This is a genomic window from Deefgea piscis, assembly GCF_013284055.1.
Classification (GTDB): domain Bacteria; phylum Pseudomonadota; class Gammaproteobacteria; order Burkholderiales; family Chitinibacteraceae; genus Deefgea; species Deefgea piscis.
Genome location: NZ_CP054143.1, coordinates 2,667,894 through 2,683,227 on the forward strand (window position 1 = coordinate 2,667,894; position 15,334 = coordinate 2,683,227).

19 protein-coding genes are annotated in these 15,334 nt (G+C 49.0%); 3 read left to right on the plus strand and 16 right to left on the minus strand.

The features are described from left to right. Positions 1–432 precede the first annotated feature (432 nt). The 15 genes from HQN60_RS12470 to HQN60_RS12540 all read right to left on the minus strand — a co-directional run bounded on the left by HQN60_RS12470 (position 433) and on the right by HQN60_RS12540 (position 11,255). Complete coding sequence (locus HQN60_RS12470) at positions 433–1,827, minus strand: KAP family P-loop NTPase fold protein (protein WP_173533954.1); 1,395 nt, start codon at positions 1,825–1,827, stop codon at positions 433–435. 128 nt (positions 1,828–1,955) lie between these two features. Next, positions 1,956–3,047: a phage integrase Arm DNA-binding domain-containing protein gene (locus HQN60_RS12475; RefSeq protein WP_173533955.1), complete on the minus strand. Its 1,092-nt coding sequence runs from the start codon at positions 3,045–3,047 to the stop codon at positions 1,956–1,958. A gap of 8 nt (positions 3,048–3,055) precedes the next feature. After that, positions 3,056–3,298: an excisionase gene (locus HQN60_RS12480; protein ID WP_173533956.1), complete on the minus strand. Its 243-nt coding sequence runs from the start codon at positions 3,296–3,298 to the stop codon at positions 3,056–3,058. A gap of 2 nt (positions 3,299–3,300) precedes the next feature. Beyond that, positions 3,301–3,915 (minus strand): hypothetical protein, encoded by a 615-nt coding sequence (locus HQN60_RS12485; RefSeq protein ID WP_173533957.1) that lies wholly within the window; start codon positions 3,913–3,915, stop codon positions 3,301–3,303. Further along, a complete protein-coding gene (locus HQN60_RS12490) occupies positions 3,912–4,322 on the minus strand; it encodes a DUF551 domain-containing protein (protein WP_173533958.1) in 411 nt (136 codons plus the stop codon). The genes HQN60_RS12485 and HQN60_RS12490 overlap by 4 nt, the downstream gene beginning before the upstream one ends. Then, the gene (locus tag HQN60_RS12495; protein ID WP_173533959.1) at positions 4,319–4,516 is read right to left on the minus strand and encodes a hypothetical protein; all 198 of its coding nucleotides are present in this window, start codon (positions 4,514–4,516) and stop codon (positions 4,319–4,321) included. The genes HQN60_RS12490 and HQN60_RS12495 overlap by 4 nt, the downstream gene beginning before the upstream one ends. Further along, complete coding sequence (locus HQN60_RS12500; RefSeq protein WP_173533960.1) at positions 4,513–5,157, minus strand: deoxynucleotide monophosphate kinase family protein; 645 nt, start codon at positions 5,155–5,157, stop codon at positions 4,513–4,515. Before HQN60_RS12500 ends, HQN60_RS12495 begins: the two co-directional genes overlap by 4 nt. Then, on the minus strand, positions 5,154–5,294 hold the full coding sequence (locus HQN60_RS12505; RefSeq protein ID WP_173533961.1) for a hypothetical protein: 141 nt from the start codon (positions 5,292–5,294) through the stop codon (positions 5,154–5,156). Before HQN60_RS12505 ends, HQN60_RS12500 begins: the two co-directional genes overlap by 4 nt. 73 nt (positions 5,295–5,367) lie before the next feature. Continuing rightward, positions 5,368–6,273 carry a DUF2303 family protein gene (locus tag HQN60_RS12510; protein WP_173533962.1) on the minus strand — a complete coding sequence of 302 codons (906 nt, stop codon included), beginning with the start codon at positions 6,271–6,273 and terminating at the stop codon, positions 5,368–5,370. 14 nt (positions 6,274–6,287) lie between these two features. After that, on the minus strand, positions 6,288–6,662 hold the full coding sequence (locus HQN60_RS12515) for a YfdP family phage-associated protein (protein WP_173533963.1): 375 nt from the start codon (positions 6,660–6,662) through the stop codon (positions 6,288–6,290). A 188-nt stretch (positions 6,663–6,850) separates the two neighbouring features. Continuing rightward, positions 6,851–8,638: an SNIPE associated domain-containing protein gene (locus tag HQN60_RS12520; protein ID WP_173533964.1), complete on the minus strand. Its 1,788-nt coding sequence runs from the start codon at positions 8,636–8,638 to the stop codon at positions 6,851–6,853. Positions 8,639–8,772: 134 nt separating this feature from the next. After that, positions 8,773–9,564: a hypothetical protein gene (locus tag HQN60_RS12525; protein WP_173533965.1), complete on the minus strand. Its 792-nt coding sequence runs from the start codon at positions 9,562–9,564 to the stop codon at positions 8,773–8,775. Next, the gene (locus HQN60_RS12530) at positions 9,548–10,336 is read right to left on the minus strand and encodes a hypothetical protein (RefSeq protein WP_173533966.1); all 789 of its coding nucleotides are present in this window, start codon (positions 10,334–10,336) and stop codon (positions 9,548–9,550) included. The genes HQN60_RS12525 and HQN60_RS12530 overlap by 17 nt, the downstream gene beginning before the upstream one ends. After that, positions 10,333–10,683, minus strand: coding sequence for a hypothetical protein (locus HQN60_RS12535; RefSeq protein ID WP_173533967.1), 351 nt, complete (start codon positions 10,681–10,683; stop codon positions 10,333–10,335). The genes HQN60_RS12530 and HQN60_RS12535 overlap by 4 nt, the downstream gene beginning before the upstream one ends. Positions 10,684–10,748: 65 nt before the next feature. Next, a complete protein-coding gene (locus tag HQN60_RS12540) occupies positions 10,749–11,255 on the minus strand; it encodes a helix-turn-helix domain-containing protein (RefSeq protein WP_173533968.1) in 507 nt (168 codons plus the stop codon). 71 nt (positions 11,256–11,326) lie between these two features. On the opposite strand from HQN60_RS12540, the gene HQN60_RS12545 reads away from it, so the two are divergent. Then, positions 11,327–11,521 carry a Cro/CI family transcriptional regulator gene (locus tag HQN60_RS12545; protein ID WP_173533969.1) on the plus strand — a complete coding sequence of 65 codons (195 nt, stop codon included), beginning with the start codon at positions 11,327–11,329 and terminating at the stop codon, positions 11,519–11,521. A gap of 131 nt (positions 11,522–11,652) precedes the next feature. Continuing rightward, a complete protein-coding gene (locus HQN60_RS12550; RefSeq protein ID WP_173533970.1) occupies positions 11,653–12,132 on the plus strand; it encodes a phage regulatory CII family protein in 480 nt (159 codons plus the stop codon). Positions 12,133–12,358: 226 nt separating this feature from the next. Here HQN60_RS12550 and HQN60_RS12555 read toward each other — a convergent pair whose 3' ends face one another. Next, positions 12,359–12,592: a hypothetical protein gene (locus HQN60_RS12555; protein ID WP_173533971.1), complete on the minus strand. Its 234-nt coding sequence runs from the start codon at positions 12,590–12,592 to the stop codon at positions 12,359–12,361. A 264-nt stretch (positions 12,593–12,856) separates the two neighbouring features. On the opposite strand from HQN60_RS12555, the gene HQN60_RS12560 reads away from it, so the two are divergent. After that, a complete protein-coding gene (locus tag HQN60_RS12560) occupies positions 12,857–15,277 on the plus strand; it encodes a DUF5906 domain-containing protein (RefSeq protein ID WP_173533972.1) in 2,421 nt (806 codons plus the stop codon). Positions 15,278–15,334: the final 57 nt, after the last annotated feature.

The following is a 15,334-nucleotide window of genomic DNA, read 5'->3' on the forward strand; positions in this document are numbered from 1 at the left end:
CTTTTATTTTTGCTGACGATGGTGAACTGCAATCCCGTTGTAGCGTCTAAGGCTGTGCTAAGCTTGCTCGATTCAGTGTTGACATTGGGATTTTGAGGAGGGTGCTGCGATGCCATTAAAAAGCAAAAATATATTGCGAGTTGCTTCTTACAATATTCATAAGTAACGCAATTTTAAGTCTTTGATTTAATAGGTTTTGTTTTTCGTTTTTCTAAATCCTCCGAAATAACTCCTAAATGGCATGGAAAAGATTTGATTGATGATTTTGAATCAAAGCCACCAATCGTAGCTTTCCTTGGTCCTTTCCGTTACACCATGTTGGTATGTCATCTAAGGCAGCAAGGCGCCCTTGCGTAAGTGTTTGCAAGAAAAAGTCGTATGCTTTAATGGCAGTACTTAAGCAATGCGTATTGGCATTGCTTATGTCGACAACTATTTTAGTGATGATGACAATTCAACTAAATTTCGGTAGTCCTGAATATTCAATTCAATCTGATTGTCGTTCTTTTTTTTAGAGTAATTAGCAAGTTCTTTATATATCAATTCATTTTTTCTTTGATGTTGTAGCTGGAAATTTTCATTGAATCGTGGATGATTAATTCCTAAATCATTTGTAGCATTAATTTTTTCCTCACAACTAAGCGCATCTGCAATTACGGTACGTGCAGATTCTTCGTTGATTTTTTTATTAATGAAAAAATCCAATGCTTGGATACTTTTCCCTCCTGTGTTGCCTATGCGAAGATCATAAATTTCTTTATGGTTTGAAAACTCAATTAATAATGAAACCAATGAAATAACATTGATTGGATAGCCTTTGGGAGTTGTTTGTTTTTTAGCCCTTAAACAACTAGATAGCCTTGTAAAAAGCTGGTCCACATCTCGCAAAGTGAGTTCATAGACTATTGCAAGCTGCGTAATGGTTGTTTTCAGATTACTCGGATATAATTTGAAATGATTTGATGTTTCATTATTAATGACCTTCGAATTGATATAGTCGGTCATACTTGGTGCGGGCAAACTTGCGATTCGATCAAAAAACCTTCTTAGGTATTTTTCTGAGTCGAAGCCATTCCCGTAAATTACCTTAATGGCATGTTTAATTTGCTCGGTATCTGTTGCCACAACAAACACAAAGCCAGGCACGTTAAAGAAATGTTTTATTGACTCCAAAAGCTCTACTGCATAACTTGGCCTGCAGCGATCAAGCTCGTCAACAAAAATAAATATTGGCAGCATGCATTTCGAATTGGTTTTTAAGGTTTCGCCAAGAGCTTCCAACTCATTTTTGATTGATTCAATTGCCGCAATTTGATCGTTGTAATCATTGGTAAGTGCATTTAAGAAATCTTTTGGCTCTTTGTCAAAAAGGTCTTTTGCAAGATCTTTGCCATCAGATGCTTCTCCGCCCAGTTTAGCTGCTAGCACCCCTGCTGCGTGAATAGCTGCGTGTTTTAAAAATTTCCCCAACACCCCTTTAACTTTGTCAAAATAATCACCAGAAACTTCATTGAGTTCAGATAGTTGAGTAACCAATTCGCTAGAAACAACTTGCAAGGGGGCATTACTAAAATCACTAATCCATGCATTAATATATACAGATGGGTTGCGCCGAGCCATCGCTTCTACATATAAACGCTTAAGCATTTCCGTTTTACCAGAGCCCCACTCAGAGTCAATATTCAGAACATAACCACCTTTTTCCTCAATTAAATAGTCAATGAGAAATTTCCCATATTCTTCTCGCTTGAGAAGGCATGAATCCCATTGGTGAGTGTCTTTCCAAGTTTTAAAATTTCCTGCCTTGTCGATCAGATCATTACCCATAAAAGCAGACTCCGTTTGATTGATGTAAGAATCATATCGGAAACCATTCTGGCTTGTTGCTAAATCTGTCTTGGACAGTGTGGTTAGATGAAAAAGAATCGATCAATCAATTTTTCCGCATCCCAGCCTTAGATAGGCTCAACCACGACCCACTCTGAGCCGCGTGCGTCTAAGTACATGGCGCTGGTGTGGGCGGTTTTGTGGCCCCATAGGGCTTGGGCGAAGTCTTTGCCGTATTGCTTCTCGTACAGCCGACCTGACAGGCTGCGGATTTCGTGCAGTGTGGGTGGGTTTTCATCGATGATGCCTGCTGCTTCGCGTGCGTAAGTAAATGCGAGGCTGAGCGTGCGTAGGTTGATTTTTGAGCCGCTTGGAGCGTTGCCGACATTGCTTTCGTGGTGGATGAGTGATGTGGTGTCGTAGAGTTTGCGGCTCTCGTCAATGACGCGCCCGAGCGTGAAGCCGGGGAAGTCGTCCAGTGATAACTTGAGACTGAGCGCGACTGGGCTGCCCGTTTTGCTTTGCTTCACCCATAGTTTGCCGTCTTTAACATCGCTCAGGCTGAGCTTGGATAGGTCTTCGCGGCGTTGGCCCGATAGGATCGCCAGCATCAAGAGACGCGGTAGCCACGTCCAGCGGCATTCGGGGCTGATTGACCAAGCGTAAATGGCTTGGAATTGCTCGAGCGATAGGCGCGAGCGTTTGGTTTTGACGCCGTACACTTTGGTGATGTCGGCGGGGTTTTGCGTGATCCAGCCTGCGGCCATCGCTTCGCGAAAGCAATCAACAAGGCGGCTGCGAACGTGCTGCGCCATGCGCTTTTGATCTTTATCGACCCATGTTTGCAATAGATCGGCGACTTCCATGGTACTGATTTCGGCGATTTGGCGGCTGGCCCATGTGACTTTGGCCAGTGCCAGATAAGATTTGACGCTCGATAGGCTATTGGGGCGCAGGCCGCGATTGATCAAAATGGCGTCGTAGCGCTCTAGCCATGCGCCAAAGGTTTGATTGTGCTTGCCCGAAAGTCGGTCGATCAGCCTTGCGCTGGGTTGGGCGACATGGCTGTTGGCTTCGATGGCTTGACTGATGGCTTCGCGTTTATCGCGGCCTAAACCGTACTCGGTGCCAGTGCGTGGATCGCGCCAAGCGTAATATCCATCGCGGCAATACAGATTGACGGGAAGGTGGCGATTAGCGAGTGAACGATTGCGGGCCATGATGTGCTTTATTGTGGAATGCGGTTAATGAGGCGATTGCCGCTGCGTATTGCTTTTGCAGCGGGTTCGCTGTGGTTTTGTGACGGTGGGCGATATTGCGCTTGCGGAATGACAAACCAAGTGCGGCCGATTTTAGTCGGTAGCGGCGTGATCCAGCCTTCTCGCGCCCAGCGTGTTAGCGTGTTGATCGTGGGGGCGTCGTCGCCAAATTCCGCGCGCGCCCAGTTTTGTAGAGTGGTTTGGCGAGCCATCTTTAGTATCTCCCCTTGTTACTAAATACGCGCCCAGTTGATTGAGGCTGGTGCATGTGGTGTTGGTAGCCGCCTTTGTCTTCGATTTCGTTCATGATCCCTAGGCGACTGGGCTGGTAGCGGTCGTAATAGACGTAGGTTTTTGGTTCGTTCGCGGGGCTGATGGCGTGGTTGAATTTTGGTTTTAATACCGAGCCGTCGCCTTGTTTTACGCTGCTTTTTGCTGCGTTGGCGCGCTGTTTGGCGCTGGAATACGTAGCGACTTGGCGCTGGCTGTCGGTGTCGGGTTTAGTGCGTTTTGCACCACGGCCACGGCCTTGGTTTTCGAGCTGAAGGCGTTTGCTTTCGCTGATTTCGGGGGCGATAAACTCAGGGAATTCGCCTGTTTTGCGCCAAACGTGGCGTTTTTGAGTGCCTTCGCCAGTCGCTTTTACGAGCATGCCGTACTTGGCGGCGTTGGCGAAAAAGTTATTCGCTTGGGTGTATTCACTCGTCACGATGGCGTTGTGGTCAGTGGTGATGACCAATTCGCCGTCGATGCGGTCAAGTACCGATTGCACCCGTTTTGCACTGGTAATTGCTGCTGCAGGGTTGTTGGTTTTTAAATTGATTTTCATGGTGCGATATCCAGCGGGTGGCGTGGCAGATGCATCCAATGCGTTGGGACTTCGCAGCATGGGTCGCCGTTGATGAAGTGCCACTGGCCGTCGAGGCGAAAGCCGCTCCAAACTTCGTTTTCACTGAGCGCCATGAGTACCGCGCATTCGTCGTCAGGGCCTTGTTCGGCGGTTTTAGTCCAGGCGCTACGTAGTTGATTTTTTAGCGATCTGATTCTGGCTAGGATTGCATCGTTGAATGTGGCCTCATCTGAGGCTATTCGACCAACTGTGCTTATCTCTATTTCAAGTTTGCCAATTCGATCTGCAGCTTCGCTGATTACGGAGTTTGCTACGCCATCGCCCGATTGAATTTCACAGGCCAATATGCGTAGCGCAGCGATGATAGTTGCATTGCTTGAGCTCATATCTCACCGCCGTCGCTTTCTACGTCAGAGGTGTAGCGGGATGGCGGGGAGTCTTCTCGCTTTGTGATGAGTAGCTTTAGTTTTGTGCGGGTGGCGTTATCGTCGAGGGTATTGTCTGCGACGGAAAAGCGGCGGTCATTGTTGCCAATCGCCAGTGGATGTGCTTCGCCACTAAGAAAAATAACTTCTTTCATGCTGCCTTCTCCCCAAAAATCGCCAGTGTCAATTTATCTGCGGCGTTTTCGATTAAGTGGTCGATGGTGCCGCTGTTGTTGATGTCGCAGTCGATCCAGCCTGATTTGATGCCTTGTTCGCTGGCGTGGTGGGTTACGGCGGTGAGATTGGGGCGTTGGATTTGCCATAGCCATGCGCCAAGTTGATTGAGTTGCTGGGCTTCGTTATCAAAGCGCACATCAGAGACCACGATGTGGCCGTCGATTTCGGCGATTTTGTTGGCGAGCTCGATTAAGAAATAGTCGGCGCCAAAGAGGGCGCGGCGGTAGTCGCCCCAGCGCTGCATAATCCAGCGCGGTGCACGCGGCATGCGCGCTTCGATTTCCCACTGCGAGCGATCATCACCCGCTAGCACGATCAAAATGTGTTGCAAGAAGCGGCTGTCTTGGCAGCCCGATATCGCGAGCGCGGTTTGAGGGATTTCTTTGGTGCTGCGCTCGGTGAGTAGCTCGGGCGCGATGCCCCAGGCAAAGCACACGTCGTCACGCAGTCGATCAGCGTAAGCAATTTTGGTGAATTTTTGCGTTACGAGGTAATCGGCAACGGTGTCTTTGCCTGCGCCTGCTTTGCCCGTAAGGCCAATGATGATTTGAGGTTTCATGCTGCCACCTTGATGGTTTGGGTGGCTTGATAGCGATCACCCGTTTTGTGGGTAATGCGCCATCCGCGTAGCCGCCAAGTGCGCAAAACAAAATAGTCGTCAGTGCTGTCGATTAATTCAACTGTGAGCGTATGCATGATGCTGTCCTTGTTTTGATTCACATCGCCAAGCCGTCTGTTAACAAACGGCTGGACGTTGGGAATGGGTGGATTAGCGAGCGAAAGGATCGCCTGCGATGAGCGGGAAGCCGCTGTCGTTTTTGATTTGCGCGACGATGTCTTTGGCGGCGGCCTCTAGCACTTTGTCTTCGCGGACCAGTTCAAACCAAAGCACCAATTTGCCGTCTCGAATGCGGTATTTCAGGCGGCAATCGATGCGGTAGGCAACGATTTCATCCGAAGCAGCAATCGGCTGTACAAAAACTGGAATGGCGATGGCGAAGCGCTCAAACACTTTCATCTTGCTGCTAGTGACGGAGTCTTCTTGGTCGATGTATTCAAAGTTGATGCCGCCTGATTGCAGGCGCGCGGCGGATTTGAAGCGTTTTTCGTTGGTGGCTTCAAAGTTGAGCACCATTTCCATCATGTCGGTGGCGGTGGGTAGGCCGTCGATCAGGCAGATATTGGCGAGGTTGTCTTCGAGGAAGATGGCGAACTCGGTTTGGCTCATGACGTCGCAGTTGCGGCTTGTCCACTTTTTCCATTCCACCGAATTTGCCGGGGTGAATAGGGCTTTATGGTCGCGCCAGTTTTGCTCGGTGTAGCCGCTTTGGTGGTCGTTGATTAGCGCGGTGAAGTTAACTTTGCCTGCGGCGTAATCGGCTTGCAGATAAGTGCGGGTGCGGTGGGCTTCGCCGTGTTCTTTTAGGTACCAGACAAATGATTCGGCATCATCCAGGCGCACGGTGGCAGTTTTGCGTAGAGGGGTGTCTAGGTGTTTTTCAAAGTCGGGGTATTCGGCTTTGTAGCCATTTGGGATAAAGACTACAGGGCGATACCCTTCACGATAAGCGTCTAATTCAACGTTTTCTTGAAACGGCTTTTGGGCGGCTTTTAAGATTTGTGCAACAGAGCTGGGTTGGCTGACGAGTTCGGCTTCGATTTGTTCGACTGGCATGGTTTTTCCTTGGGTTATGCGACTTGTTTAACGGTGGTTTGGGTGGTGGTACCCAGATCGCGCACGGTAGTTGGGCTGGTCGCGTTGATGTCACGTAGATCGAGCTGGCGTTGCGTTGGATCGGTGGCGAGTAGGTCGCCTTCGGGCGTGCCAAACATGATCGATTCGCGGCGTGGTTGGCTTGGCTTGCTGAGCTTGATGTCATAACCCACACGCATCGCGCCAGATTGACGGCCTGCGGGTTTGATGTTGATTTTGACGGTGATGCTGCCGCCTTTGCCATTGTCGACGAGTGAAATGGCGGTGTTGAGCTCGCGGATGACTTCGCCGAGATCCTCGACCAATTCGCCGCCGGCAATGTCGCGCAGAGTGTCTGTTGCTGAACGCATGGTGGACATCCAAAAAAGCGCAGCGGGGAGGTTTGATTACTGGCTGAACACCCACATCAGCACCGCTGCGCTGGGGTGATGTGGTAACTTTAGTGTGCTAAAGTTTTAGTGTCAATAAATATTTAGCAAGCTAAACATAATGGCGAAAAAAAACCGCCAGAAGGCGGTTTGTGTTGGTTGTTTCTTTACTATTCGATTTCTTCGCTAAGTTCTTCTAGTGGAGTGAGCGTCTCTAGCTTTAAAAGTCGTGCGAGATGCTGATTACGCTCTTCTTGGTTCATGTGTTTGATAGCTTGCGTTTCGCGGTATTCATGTGCGGCCGCGGTCAGAGTGAAGTGAGGCGCTTCTTTTAGTAAATCACCTCCAGTAAGTTCTGTGATGCTGCTTTTGATTTGTTGTAAATCGACGCAGAAAAACTCCTTACGGAAATTCACCATATTCATTCGCTGCAGGTTGAAACGGCGATGTAGCTCACGCTCAAGACCAGGGGCGTCGTCGCTATACATCATGGCATGAACATCAAAAGTAAACGGAACGGATGCATCACCTAGTTCTTTAACGCGGTCCATTGGCTCGAGTCGACGGGTCATGCCGATTTTGAAAACGGTTTCGCCAAATGAACCAATATTTGAAATGACATAAACGTGTCCAGCACGGGTTTGTTGTGCCATCGAGAGTGCGCGTTGATTTTTAGCTTCTGCCTCGGTGAGTTTTTCTTGTAGCTCTGCCAATTTAAGTTCGAATTCTGTGCGTTGTTCATCGGTGGCCTTGGCAATTTGCGCTGCTGTTTTTTCCATGGCCTTGCGAATATTTTCTTCTTCTTTGGCTGCATCTTTAATTGCGCGCTCATATTCGCGACGGGCTTTTTCTTCTTCGCGGATTTGTTCTTTGATTTGGCGCTGTTCTTCACGCTCTTGATCGCGCAATGCTACTACTGTGGCGGCTAATTTAAGTTCTTGTAATCGAGACTCTAGGTAGGCAGGTGTAATTCGGGCGTCTCTGAATGCTTTGCCTAGATGATTCACCAGACTATATGCGTCATGAATTTGTTGCTCTAGTTTCCCGATGTTTTCTGCTTTGATGGTGGCTAAAATTGAATCTACTTTGCCGTTAAATGCATCGGTTACGAATGCTATTGCGGTTTGGCTTCGATTGACTTCGACATAGTCACACAGGGCAGCCTTGCCCGTCTCGGTGAGTAATTTACTGTTTTTTCTGGCTGCGGTTAGCTGCAATCCTGCGTCAGTATGGCTAAATCCATCAGCTAAATCATCAAGTAGGCTTTGTGTGGGTTTGAGGTATTTGATGCCGTAGCCTTTTATTACATTTTCCATAGCGGTGACTGTGGCTTGGATTTCTTTGCTTCGCTCTAGTGCTGTATAAGCATCGCCAGCGATGCTTGTCGCGTTGTTTTGCGCTCTTAGTGTGATTTCTGCTGCTTGGTTATTGGCAGCGTTAAGCGCTTGATCTGCTTTGTTGCGAAGTTCGGCTGCGTTAGTTCTAGCTGTTTTTAGTATTTGTTCTGCGTTTTCTTTTGCCGAATTGGCTATGGTTTCTGATTCGGTACGCGCACTGTTAAGTAGTGCGTTTGCCTTGTTTCTAAGTTCTGTAGCTTTGATGTTTGCATTTTGAATAGTGCTTTCTGCTGCTGATTTAGCGCTATTTTCAATGTTTTGTGCATGTGTTTTGTTTCTGTCGATGATTGCTTGCGATTCAGTTATTTTCTTTTTTATTTCTTCGTCGATGTCAGCGATGGATTGGTATTTACTAAGTTTCTCGATATTTGACTTTAGGTCATCATTCTCTGCGTTTAGTATTTTATTTTTTGATTCAGCTTCTTTGATAGCTAGTTCTTGTATCGACTTTAATTCTTCTTCTCTTAATTTGGCGAGTTTGATGTTTGTTTGATGGGATTTTTTTTCTTTAATGTATAGAAAAAGTAAAACAATAAGTGGGATTAATAATAAAGGTTCCATAAGTGTTTTCTCTTTGTTTATTTGGTTTAGGTAAATTAATTGGTAAGCGTCTTGAAATTTACAGGAATGGCATACAAAAGAAAACCCGCCGAAGCGGGTTGTGGTTTGTTCTTGGTTTATACGTGTATTGGGGGTTATTTGTTCGCGTTCTGTTCGATTTGACGAATTGCTTCGTTGTCGTCTGGGGCGATGATGCTGTTGACGCCGATCGAGAGTAGCGATTCGATCAATTTAGCGGTAGCGGCTTCAGCGTAGACGAGGTCTTCGTTGACCATGCAGACGGTGAGCGGTTCATCGTCAGTCTGTTGTTTTCTCAATTCTACGGCGGTGTTGATGGCGCTTTGTGGGGTGCCGTCGGTGACGATGCCAAATAGGCCAAGCCCTTCGAGGCGAATGATCTCATTGTGTGGCGCATCGTTAATGATGGTGATATGCCGGGCTAATCGTTTGCTGATTTCGATGAGCATTTGCGATTTGGCCGATGATGGGTTGTTGAGTTCGCCGCCGAGTTGTTCTTGTTTGGCAAGGCCGTGGTGAAAGCTGGTGCAGGCTTCGTAGAGCGAGTTGACGGCGCTGCTGATGTCGGGAAAACGGCAGGGCATGGGTTCACCAAAGATCAGGCTATTGGGAAACGGGCTTTGGGTATCGCCTCGGGAGAGGGTTTCTTCGAGTATTTCGAGTTGGAATGTCCAGCTTTCGAGCGTCTCGGTGTTGTAGAGATCGGCAAGGGCGAGCGGGGGCATGATTTTCCAGACGAGTTGCGGGACTGGAGTTTCAATTTTTAATATGACGCCGAGTGCGCCTTGCTCGGCAGTGCCCCAGTGGCCGCGTAGATAAACAGGCCAGAAATGACCGGTGATGCCTTCGGGCATGATGCTGTCGGGGTTAATTTTTTGGGCGATGCGTTGTTCAAATTCGGGGGTCATGGTGCGGATTCCATCGCGTGCGCGCTAGATTTAGTCGTGGGCGAATGAATTTAATGGCGGCGAGCGCGGCTTGGTCGGTGAGCATAAATTGTAACCATTCGAGTAGTTCTTCTATGGATGATAGCTGCTGTGGCAGTTTGGCGCACGCTGCTTGGACTTGTTGCTGGTGATGCTCGCTGGCGATGCCCCATGAATTGGTGAATCCGGCAAGGTGGGCGAGGTGGTTATGCGTACAGGTGAGCCGCTTTAGGCTGGGTATGGTCCAGTATTCGCCACCGAGTAGATCGCCGCCGTCGATGGCGGCGTAGCGGCCAACGCCGAGGCGGGTAGTCGGTGTGGCGCTGTTGAGGCAGAGCATTTCATTAATGCCGATGATTAATGCTAGGTCTGGCCATGCATTTAGGTCGCGCATGAGTGCGGCACTGTGAGTGGTGGATAGTGACTCAGGGCTGCTGTTGGGGATTTCTTGCAGTGCCCAACAGGTGTGCAGCTCGTGCCAGTGATGATCTGGCCAAAGCTGGCTGAGTGTGGCGCGAGGCAACTGAATCAGCCACGCTGCGTCTGAGGGTTGGCAGTCGGCGTAGGCTTGTATCATCCAGTAGGCTAACTGATTGGCAAGTCCTTTACTGGTGTGAGGGTGTGCGAATAGATAGACGCGCCGCTGTACGCCAGTCTCGTCGTAGATGATACAGAGCACACATTTTGATTTAAAACCGGTGAGTTTACGAATCGGGGCGGCAAAGTTGTGGTGGTGTAGAACAGGAATGCTCAAGCGGAAAGCCTTGTTATTAAGTAGTAAACCGCTGCCGCGTCGTCGCGGGGTAGCGGGTTTGTTTGGAGCATGGCGAGTATTTGTTGATTGTGGTCGATTTCTGACGATTGATTGTATTGACCGTTTTGGTCGTGTGCAATCGGGGGCGGCAGCGATAGGCTGCCATTATTTAGATTGAGTGCGGTTTCGATGTGTTTTGCGAGGCGTGCGCCGATGTTTCTGCGACCGCTGAGCAGATGCCCGACTTGATCAAGCTCGCGATAGATTGCGTTGGCAAAGGCGGTTTGACTTGGATAGGTGGCGGCGAGCCTCTTGAGGTTGAGTCGCCGAATTTCGCTGGTTTCCATGACCGCGTAAGTTATTTACTTACGTTCAATTTTGGAATGTGCATTTTGGTCAACCTGACCAGCGGTTATGCTGACTTTTTAGGGGCGTTTTTTTGGCCTAGTTGGCTGATTTTTTCGCTGATGTCGTTGACTTCTTGGGCGCACTCTTCACTTGGCCGCGTGGCGTCGGTTGGAAATTGGCTGGGTGCTGTACCTGGTGCGGGCTGGTCGATGGTTGTTTTTTGGCTGATCGCATCGATAAAGGTGCTGAGTGCCGCGATTTCTTTTGGTGTGATGTTTTGATCTAAATCGAGTCTGATGAGTCGTTCAATCAACGGCATAACCGCTGGGCTGGCGATTGGTTTTGTTGTGTCCGCGCTATACATTTGACCTTCACCACTCGCTAGCCATAGCGGGGAGACGCCCATTGCATTCGCCGCTCGGATGCATGTCGCCGCGTCCAAATTCTTAACAAGACCACTCCGCCATTGCGATACCGCACTGGCTGTCACTTTGGCTGCGTTTGCTAATGGCGCGGATTTAATCCCGCTGGCCTGCATTGCCGCTTTGATGCGTTCAGATAGAAGACTCATGTTTAGTAGGCTAAAGCAAAGCAGATTAAGTGTGCTTGCTTTTTGAATGTTTAGCATGCTAAAGTAATCCTATGGATACGAATAAAGCAATCGAGCTGTATGGATCGCCCTCCGCGCTGGCAAAAGCCCTCGGAGTGACGGCCGGTGCTGTGAGCCAATGGATTACCAAGGGTTCAGTTCCGCCGATGCGTGTTTATCAATTGCAAGTATTAAGGCCTGAAGCGTTCGCTTCTAACAATTACTCCTCCAACAACGCTCCCCAGTGATGTTGGTTTCTGACTCCCCCAAAGAGTCAGCTTTTTATTGCAGTTCCCAAGCTCAATCGTAGCTTGGGTGGTTTGGGTAAAAGGATAATTCTACGAACGGCGTTATCCATCGTTAAAAAAGGAAAGTCGTGATGAACAATGCTGAGGCTGCTAATCATTATCGCCGATTCGTTGAGGCGATTCAGGAATGCGTTCAGGCGGCGGGTGTGCGTCGTTTGAGTGTGGCGTTGGATCGTGCAGAGCCAAGTATCTACGGCATGGCTAATCCTAATTTACCTGAGAAACAATTGAATGCTTTGCAGTTGGCTGAGGTGGTGAGCTTGAGCCAGTCTCCCGCGATTGCTAGCGCCTTGGCGGCTTTGACCGGGCATGTGGTGATTGAGTCGCGTTTATTGGCGTCTGATTTGATTTTTAATAGTCCTGCTGATTTGGCGGTGCAGGTGATGCGTCGGCAGTTGGGGGATAGTTCGGTGGTGGCAGGGCAGCTGGCTGCTGCGTTTAATGATTTGGTGATTACTCGGTCTGAGGCTGATGATCTTGAGGCGTCGATTGCTGATGCAATTAAGGGGCTGAACGCGATCCGCGCCACGCTGGCTCGGGTGGCATCATGAGTTTCCATCATGACTTATATTCAGCAGCGTATCAATCGCAGGGCTTGGGCAATAAGACGTTTACATCAGCGCGAGAAGAAGGCCGCAGCACATCAAGTGTGCGCGGCTTTGTTGTTGATGCTGGCTACGAAGGGCTAACGGTGGCCGATGATTTTTCAATAGCTCTTATGGAGCAAGGAGGGTGCGATGGAATTATTTATGCAAGAGTGGGCGGCTCGCAAGTTGTTTACGATGCTGGATACTGCGGAGGTGCTTGTTTGGTCTGGAACGAATCCGCCCCAACTGCTAGATCAAGTAGCATCGTCTTCGCAAACGGCTCAATAACAGGCATGTTGGCGAATGCTTGCAAGTGGGCGGCAAGGTCTGTGCCGTTGACTGCATTGGCTTGGACTAAGGATGCAACTAAGCCCCGTAATACTTGTTGCATGGTGTTGAGTTGGTCAAGCTGGTCTTGTGTCATGGTAGGTCTCGTGGTGGTGTTGGGTCGCATCATTCTAGCATGCAGCCCCCGCCTCCCCGTTGAAGGGTGGGGCGGCATCTTGATGGCGCGTTCACTGCGGGTGAACACCATCAGCGAAAACTTACAACAATGCACCGGACAAAAGGTACTCCCTGAGCTTTCCCCTCTGCGGGTAATTCGGACCCCATGTTTTGGCATGTGGAAAGGCTTGAAACATAGTGAACGCGTTGCCGCACACTTTGTAAGTTACAAGGGGTGCGTTGCGTGAACTCACTATCAAATTACGATGACGTATTCAATCAGCTGCAAGCGTTTGGCTTAGATATCACTTCGCTTGATTACAGCGGCAAAATGAAACGCTGCAAAATGGTCAATGGCGATCGCGAGTCACGCGGTTGGTACATTTTGTACGAAGTGCCAAAAACCGATGGCACTGGCTCATTTATCACTGGATCGTTTGGTGTTTGGCAAGGTGCCGATAATAACGCGCAAAAAGTATCGCTCGCCAAAGGTGTGACGCTCTCAAGTGAACAGGCCGAGGCGATCAAAGCGCGTGCGGCGGCTGACAAAAAGAAACAAGACACCGCGCTGCGCTTCAAAAATGAGAAAGCCGCTAAAGAAGCTAACGTCTATTGGAAAAAATTATCAACTGACGGTGAGTTCGAGTACCTCACTCGCAAGCAAGTCGGCGCCAATGGTGGACGCTTTAGCCCTCGGGGCAACTTTGCCATTCCATTGCAAGACGAAAAAGGCGCGATCCACGGCTTGCAAATCATTTATTGCGCTGCGGACAAAGCCAAAAAAGGCCGTGACAAAGATTTTTTCCCGCAAGGACTCGCTAAGAAAGGCCATTTTTACCAAATCGGCACGCCAACGTGGATCGTATTTATTGCTGAAGGTTTCGCCACCGCCGCCAGTATTCATGAAGCAACGGGTTTACCTGTCGTCGTCGCCTTTGACGCTGGCAATCTACAGCCAGTCGCGCAGGCCATCGCCAAAAAATACCCCAAAGCCAAAATCGTGATTGCTTGTGATGATGACTATCTCAAGAAATGCCCTAAGTGCAAAAAATATCACCTAGCTGATGTCGCTGAATGTGAATGCGGTCAAAAAATGCCAAATGGCAATCCGGGTGTCACCATGGGCAAACTGGCCGCGCTCGCAGTCAGCGGCACCGTTGTCATTCCAAAATTTAACGACGAACGCCCGATAGACAAAAAAGGCCCAACTGATTTTAACGACATCGCGGTGCTCGAAGGCCCACGCGTCGTCGAAGCACAAATCGCCGACCACCTCACGGCAATGGGTTTGCAGCCAGTCGCGCCCCGCGCGGTGGCGACAACACAAGGGGGAGGGGTTGCAAATGCATTAGTGATTGATGACGCCGAAATGATGTTTGGTCGTTTTAGTTTGGTCTACAACGGCGGCTCTGTGGCATTTGATCATGACCATCATTTATTGGTGCCGCTTGGCGATGTTCGTGATGCATGTACCGATAAAAACTTCGTGCGTATATGGCAGGCCGATGCAAAACGCCGCCGCATCGTCAAAATTGAAGAAGTCGGCTTTGATCCCACCGAGCAAGACCCAAAAATAAAATGCAATCTATGGGCTGGCTGGCCAACTAGTCCAGAGCAGGGTGATTGCAGTGAATTGCTCGATCTACTGTATTACCTGGTGAGCAATGAAGACGATAAAAAAGAAGAGCTCTATCAATGGGTTTTAAAGTGGCTCGCCTATCCGATTCAAAATCACGGCGCAAAAATGGAAACAGCGCTGGTATTTCATGGCCCACAAGGCACAGGTAAAAACCTATTTTTTGAAACCATTATGCGGCTGTACGGTGAATACGGCGCAATCATCGACCAATCAGCCCTAGAAGATAAACATAACGACTGGGCCAGTCGTAAATTATTTGTCGTTGCCGATGAAGTTATCGCTCGCCAAGAAATGCACCATATCAAAAATAAACTCAAAGCCATCGTCACCGGCAAGAAAATCCGCATTAACCCAAAAAACATCAAAGCCTACTGGGAATCAAATCACTGCAACGTGGTATTTCTATCCAATGAAGCGCAGCCATTAGTGCTAGAGCGTGATGACCGGCGCTACGTGGTGATTTGGACGCCGCCTAAAGAAGAGAAAAAATTCTACAACGCAATCCGATCCTCGCTCGACAACGGCGGACTCGCAGCGCTGCATTACCACCTATTACATCATGTCAATCTGGATGGTTTCACACCAGAAACCTACCCACCGATGACAGCAGCTAAAGCCGAACTGATCAACACCAGCATGGACTCGTGGGAGCAATTTGCTCGTGAGTGGGCCGCAGGTCAATTGTCATCCAGCCTGATTTTTCATCCGGATGAAAACGGGTCCCCCGTCATGGCTGCCGATATCGAAACCCTTTTTCAGCTCTACCGCAAATGGGCAGATCGTAATGGCTGCCGATACGTTGAACAAAAAAATCAATTCCTCACCAAAATTTCGCGCTTACCCAATTTTATGAAGCGTGTAGCCCAGCATGTGCAACTCGGCTTAAAAAAATCACAACTCACCATCGTATACCCACCCAATCACACGCTGCCGCCAAGCAATACCACCATGTCGGCATGGAATTCACAACAAGTTGAACGTTTTATTGAGTGCATCAGCGCAGTAAAGCGAGTTTTTGATGATTGATGTTAGACCTGTTAGCCACTTGGTTAGCCATAAAAAACCACGCAAACCCGCGTATTC

Excerpts from the sequence above, each read along its gene's own strand:
- HQN60_RS12470 (WP_173533954.1), bottom strand. The coding sequence starts at position 1,827 with ATGGGTAATGATCTGATCGACAAGGCAGGAAATTTTAAAACTTGGAAA.
- HQN60_RS12480 (WP_173533956.1), bottom strand. The coding sequence starts at position 3,298 with ATGGCTCGCCAAACCACTCTACAAAACTGGGCGCGCGCGGAATTTGGC.
- HQN60_RS12490 (WP_173533958.1), bottom strand. The coding sequence starts at position 4,322 with ATGAGCTCAAGCAATGCAACTATCATCGCTGCGCTACGCATATTGGCC.
- HQN60_RS12500 (WP_173533960.1), bottom strand. The coding sequence starts at position 5,157 with ATGAAACCTCAAATCATCATTGGCCTTACGGGCAAAGCAGGCGCAGGC.
- HQN60_RS12510 (WP_173533962.1), bottom strand. The coding sequence starts at position 6,273 with ATGCCAGTCGAACAAATCGAAGCCGAACTCGTCAGCCAACCCAGCTCT.
- HQN60_RS12520 (WP_173533964.1), bottom strand. The coding sequence starts at position 8,638 with ATGGAACCTTTATTATTAATCCCACTTATTGTTTTACTTTTTCTATAC.
- HQN60_RS12485 (WP_173533957.1), bottom strand. The coding sequence starts at position 3,915 with ATGAAAATCAATTTAAAAACCAACAACCCTGCAGCAGCAATTACCAGT.
- HQN60_RS12555 (WP_173533971.1), bottom strand. The coding sequence starts at position 12,592 with ATGACACAAGACCAGCTTGACCAACTCAACACCATGCAACAAGTATTA.
- HQN60_RS12525 (WP_173533965.1), bottom strand. The coding sequence starts at position 9,564 with ATGACCCCCGAATTTGAACAACGCATCGCCCAAAAAATTAACCCCGAC.
- HQN60_RS12495 (WP_173533959.1), bottom strand. The coding sequence starts at position 4,516 with ATGAAAGAAGTTATTTTTCTTAGTGGCGAAGCACATCCACTGGCGATT.
- HQN60_RS12475 (WP_173533955.1), bottom strand. The coding sequence starts at position 3,047 with ATGGCCCGCAATCGTTCACTCGCTAATCGCCACCTTCCCGTCAATCTG.
- HQN60_RS12515 (WP_173533963.1), bottom strand. The coding sequence starts at position 6,662 with ATGCGTTCAGCAACAGACACTCTGCGCGACATTGCCGGCGGCGAATTG.
- HQN60_RS12545 (WP_173533969.1), top strand. The coding sequence starts at position 11,327 with ATGGATACGAATAAAGCAATCGAGCTGTATGGATCGCCCTCCGCGCTG.
- HQN60_RS12550 (WP_173533970.1), top strand. The coding sequence starts at position 11,653 with ATGAACAATGCTGAGGCTGCTAATCATTATCGCCGATTCGTTGAGGCG.
- HQN60_RS12505 (WP_173533961.1), bottom strand. The coding sequence starts at position 5,294 with ATGCATACGCTCACAGTTGAATTAATCGACAGCACTGACGACTATTTT.
- HQN60_RS12535 (WP_173533967.1), bottom strand. The coding sequence starts at position 10,683 with ATGGAAACCAGCGAAATTCGGCGACTCAACCTCAAGAGGCTCGCCGCC.
- HQN60_RS12540 (WP_173533968.1), bottom strand. The coding sequence starts at position 11,255 with ATGAGTCTTCTATCTGAACGCATCAAAGCGGCAATGCAGGCCAGCGGG.